We start from the raw sequence: 1,031 nt of genomic DNA, 5'->3' as shown, positions 1-1,031 counted from the left end.
CGTGGCCTCCATGGTCATCGTTGCTTCGCAACGTCGATCATGGACACCCTCGCTCCTGTTCGCTGCCCCGGAACCCTTGGAATAGATCGTCTAGGGCGTCGTAGACGTAACCGGTGGAGGTTACGCGGTCCGCGTTGTCGTACGTCCACGTCCGGGTCGACGCCGCCGTGTCGCTCTGGCAGTTCCCCTCAGCGGCTGGCCCGTACTCGATCAGGCTGTTCCGGTTTGACGAGGTGCTGAGGTTGTACCGACGGGTGGTGCACTGCCCGCCGACGGCGTCCTCCACGACGGTAAGTCGGCCGACCTTGTCGTAGTCGAAGCGCTGCAGGGAGAGGCTCGATGCGCCCATGCGGCGCTGACTGTGCACCGACTGCACCGCAGATTCGGTGTACAGGGTGCAGTCACCTGACGGGCAGCCCGCCTTGACGTAGACAAGACCAATGCGGTCACCGACCTCGTTGACCTCGGTGTTGACGGCAATGCCGTTCGGCCACGTCTCGGACGTTATGTTGCCATCGGCGTCGTAGCTGCCGGTAAGTTGCCCGGCTTGGCTGTCATCGACGGAAGTCAGCAGGCCGCGCCGTTCGCTACCCCCATCATAGGAGTACGTTCGCTGCGCCTTACCGTCATGGCTCGTGGCTACCCGGCCCATGATGTCGTAGGTCGTGGTCGACACGTTGCCGTCGGCATCGGTGTAGGAAGTGATTCGCCCGAGGGCGTCGTAGAGCCGTACCACCTCCGCGACCACCGATCCGTTTGCCACCGACTGCGTCCGAACATGCGCGCCGGTGGCAGGGTCATACACCTCGCGCTGCGCTGGCACTGACGTACCGAGTCCCGCCCCAACGGTCACCGACCTCTCGTGCACTCGGCCAGCATTGTCGTACGTGGTGGCCGTCGTACGCAGTGTGCCAGCACTGGTCTTTTCAGTCACCATGTCCCGCACCGGGTTAGATGGAGACATCGAAACCTGGAGGAACACCAGCGATGCCTGCACCGAAGAAGTACCCCGATGAGCTGCGTGAGCGTGC

At 63.4% G+C, this 1,031-nt stretch carries 1 pseudogene; it reads right to left on the bottom strand.

The features are described 5' to 3' along the window. Positions 1-37: 37 nt before the first annotated feature. Positions 38-1,031: pseudogene (locus tag GA0070215_RS27830) on the bottom strand (hypothetical protein); the annotation flags it as partial.

It is taken from the genome of Micromonospora marina, from assembly GCF_900091565.1.
In the GTDB taxonomy this organism is placed as follows: Bacteria; Actinomycetota; Actinomycetes; order Mycobacteriales; family Micromonosporaceae; genus Micromonospora; species Micromonospora marina.
Note: the sequence above shows the minus strand (reverse complement) of the source record. Positions and strands in the feature narration are given on the sequence as shown.